Genomic DNA, 3,076 nt, shown 5'->3' with positions numbered 1-3,076 from the left:
GTGCGGTCCGAGGCCGCCGACACCGCCCCCGGCGCCGACCGCACCGGCGGCGGCGTCCTCCAGGGCATCAGCTTCCGCGCCGAGCGGGGCACGCGGATCGCGCTCGTCGGCCCGTCGGGCGCGGGCAAGAGCACGATCCTCGCGCTCATCGAGCGCTTCTACGACCCGACCTCCGGCGTCGTGCGCGTCGGCGGGCGGGACATCCGCACGCTCGACCGCGAGGACCTCCGGCGCCAGATCGGCTACGTCGAGCAGGACGCCCCCGTGCTCGCCGGCACGCTCCGCGAGAACCTCACGCTCACGGCGTTCGACGCCACCGACGAGCAGTGCATCGAGGTGCTGCACGCCGTGAACCTCACGGAGGTCCTCGCGCGCAACGAGCTCGGCCTCGACGCGCCCGTCGGAGAGGACGGCATCATGCTCTCCGGCGGCGAGCGCCAGCGCCTCGCGATCGCGCGCACGCTCCTCTCGGCGCCGCCGATCCTCCTGCTCGACGAGTCGACCTCCAGCCTCGACGGCCTCAACGAGCAGCTGCTCCGCAAGGCGATCGACGCGGTCGCCGAGCACCGCACGCTCATCGTGATCGCGCACCGGCTCTCGACCGTCGTCGACAGCGACCTCATCGTGGTCGTCGAGAAGGGCCGCGTCGTCGGCACGGGCACGCACGCGGAGCTCGTCGTGTCGACGCCGCTCTACCGCGACCTCGCGAAGCACCAGCTGCTCGTGTAGGGCCACCCGGCACCGTCAGGCGCGTGGCGTCGGGTCCGCCCGCTCTAGCGCGCTCAGGTGCATCTCCCGCGCCGCGAGGAACACCGGCAGGGCGACCGCGAACGCCACGAGCGGGGCCAGCAGCACGTAGATCCACACCCGCCGCATCCGGAGCCGCCGCCCCTCGACGATGATGAAGACCACGCTCGCGACCGCCGCGATCAGCAGGTCCCACGAGAGCGACGACACCGCAGGCCCGCCCGCGGACAGGTCGGCGAGGAAGTCCCGGCCCTCCATGACCACGCGGATGTTCGCCGACCAGGTCAGCACCAGCCCGGCGGCCGCGAGCACCAGGTACACGAGGGCGAGTCGCGTGGGACGCCGGCGTGCGGGACGCGTGCTCATGGGGACCCCTTCTCGTGGATGAGGCCAGGCTAGGCGCTGGCCCGCCGAGCTGCGCCGTCCGCCCGGGATCGGCCGCGGACCGGCCCACTGCCCGCCTGGGGAGGACGCAGCCCGCGCGGTCAGCCGACCGGCGCGGCCAGCGCGTAGAGGGCCACGGCGCTGGCGGCCGCGACGTTGAGCGAGTCGATGCCGTGCGCCATCGGGATCCGCACCACCGTGTCCGCCGAGCGGATCGCCTCATCCGACAGCCCCGGACCCTCCGAGCCGAGCACGATGGCGAGCCGATCATGTTCCTCGGCCGGGAAGTCGCGGATGGAGACGGCGTCGGGGGTCAGCGCGAGCGCCGCGACGTGGAAGCCGGCCTCGGCGAGCGCCGCTCGCGTCTCCGGCCACTCCCCCGTGCGGGTCCACGGCACCTGGAGCACGGTGCCCATGCTGACGCGGATGGCGCGACGGTAGAACGGATCCGTGCAGCGCGGCGTGACGAGCACGGCGTCGGCGCCGATGGCTCCGACGGAGCGGAAGATCGCGCCGACGTTGGTGGGATCCACGACGTCCTCGAGCACCACCACGCGCCGCGCGTCCGCGAGCAGCGACGTGACCGACGGCAGCGCGGGCCGGTCGAGCGACGCGACCACACCGCGATGCAGGACGTAGCCGGTCAGCTCGGCGAGCAGCTCGCCCGGCCCGGTGAACACGGGCACGTCGCGGTCGCCCACGAGCGCGAGCGCCTCGTCGACCGTGCCGCCGAGCGCGAGCACCGACCGCGGCGCGTGCCCGGCCCGGAGCGCGCGTTCGAGCACGAGCGCCGACTCCGCCAGGTAGATCCCGTGGCCCGCGCCCTCGGCCTTGCGGAGCGCGACGTCGGTGCGGTGGCTGTAGTCGGCCAGCTGCGGATCGGCGAGGTCGTCGACCGGGACGACGTGCGCCACTAGGCGCCGAACGGGTCGGGCGTGAGCGTGTACTTCGTGTTCAGGTACTCGTGGATCCCCTCGAGCCCGCCCTCGCGGCCGAGCCCCGACTGCTTCACGCCGCCGAACGGCGCCGCCGCGTTGGAGATGACGCCCATGTTGAGGCCCGTCATGCCCGTCTCGAGCCGTTCGATCATGCGCTGGCCGCGCGCGAGGTCGCGCGTGAAGACGTAGGAGACGAGGCCGTACTCGGTGTCGTTGGCGAGGCGCACGGCGTCGTCCTCGTCGTCGAACGGCACGATCGCGACGACCGGCCCGAAGATCTCCTCGCGGAGGATGTCGCTGCCCTCGGCCACGTCCGTGACGAGGGTCGGCGGATAGAAGTGGCCCGCGCCCTGCCGAGGCTCGCCGCCCGCGCGCACGGTCGCGCCGCGCCCGACGGCGTCGCGCACCAGGCGGTCGGCCTTGTCGACCGCGCGGCCGTCGATGAGCGGCCCGACCGTGACGCCCTCCTCGGTGCCGCGCCCGATCCGCATCCGGTCGATGCGCTCCTGCAGCCGGTCGGCGAACGCGTCCGCGATGGACGCCTCGACGATGAAGCGGTTCGCGGCCGTGCACGCCTGGCCGACGTTGCGGAACTTCGCCGCCATCGCGCCCTCCACCGCCTTGTCGATGTCCGCGTCCGCGAAGACCACGAACGGCGCGTTGCCGCCCAGCTCGAGCGAGACGCGAAGGACGTTCTGCGCGGCCTGCGCGCCGAGCTGGCGGCCGACGGGCGTGGATCCGGTGAAGCTCAGCTTCCGCAGCCGCGGGTCGGCGATGAGCGGGCCCGTGACGTCGGCGGCGTTCGTGGTGGGGATCACGTTGAGGACGCCCGCGGGCAGCCCCGCCGCCGCCAGCAGCTCGGCGAAGCGCAGCGTCGTCAGCGGCGTGAGGTCGGCCGGCTTGATGACCACGGTGCAGCCCGCGGCGAGCGCCGGCGCGATCTTCCGGGTCGCCATCGCGAGCGGGAAGTTCCACGGGGTGATGAGGAGCACCGGGCCGACGGGGTG

4 protein-coding genes are annotated in these 3,076 nt (G+C 73.8%); 1 reads left to right on the top strand and 3 read right to left on the bottom strand.

Annotated elements, in window-relative coordinates; genetic code table 11:
- Positions 1 to 729: ABC transporter ATP-binding protein (locus DZG00_RS13980; RefSeq protein WP_119455748.1), on the top strand; the 729-nt coding region annotated here is incomplete at its 5' end.
- Positions 730 to 744: 15 nt separating this feature from the next.
- Here DZG00_RS13980 and DZG00_RS13975 read toward each other — a convergent pair.
- From DZG00_RS13975 to DZG00_RS13965, 3 genes are all read right to left on the bottom strand, one after another.
- Positions 745 to 1,113: a DUF2834 domain-containing protein gene (locus DZG00_RS13975; protein WP_119383184.1), complete on the bottom strand. Its 369-nt coding sequence runs from the start codon at positions 1,111 to 1,113 to the stop codon at positions 745 to 747.
- Between the two features lie 119 nt (positions 1,114 to 1,232).
- Positions 1,233 to 2,045, bottom strand: a complete 813-nt coding sequence (locus tag DZG00_RS13970) for a TrmH family RNA methyltransferase (RefSeq protein WP_119455747.1) — start codon at positions 2,043 to 2,045, stop codon at positions 1,233 to 1,235.
- Positions 2,045 to 3,076, bottom strand: a 1,032-nt coding sequence (locus tag DZG00_RS13965) for an aldehyde dehydrogenase family protein (RefSeq protein WP_119455746.1), incomplete at its 5' end; no start/stop codon positions are given. The genes DZG00_RS13965 and DZG00_RS13970, both read right to left, overlap by 1 nt.

Source organism: Clavibacter lycopersici, from assembly GCF_003576405.1.
Lineage (GTDB): Bacteria > Actinomycetota > Actinomycetes > Actinomycetales > Microbacteriaceae > Clavibacter > Clavibacter lycopersici.
The sequence above is the reverse complement of the archived record's forward strand: the minus strand, read 5'-3'. Positions and strand labels throughout refer to the sequence as shown.

Coding starts and splice junctions, on each gene's coding strand:
- DZG00_RS13975 (WP_119383184.1), bottom strand. CDS start 1,113: ATGAGCACGCGTCCCGCACGCCGGCGTCCCACGCGACTCGCCCTCGTG.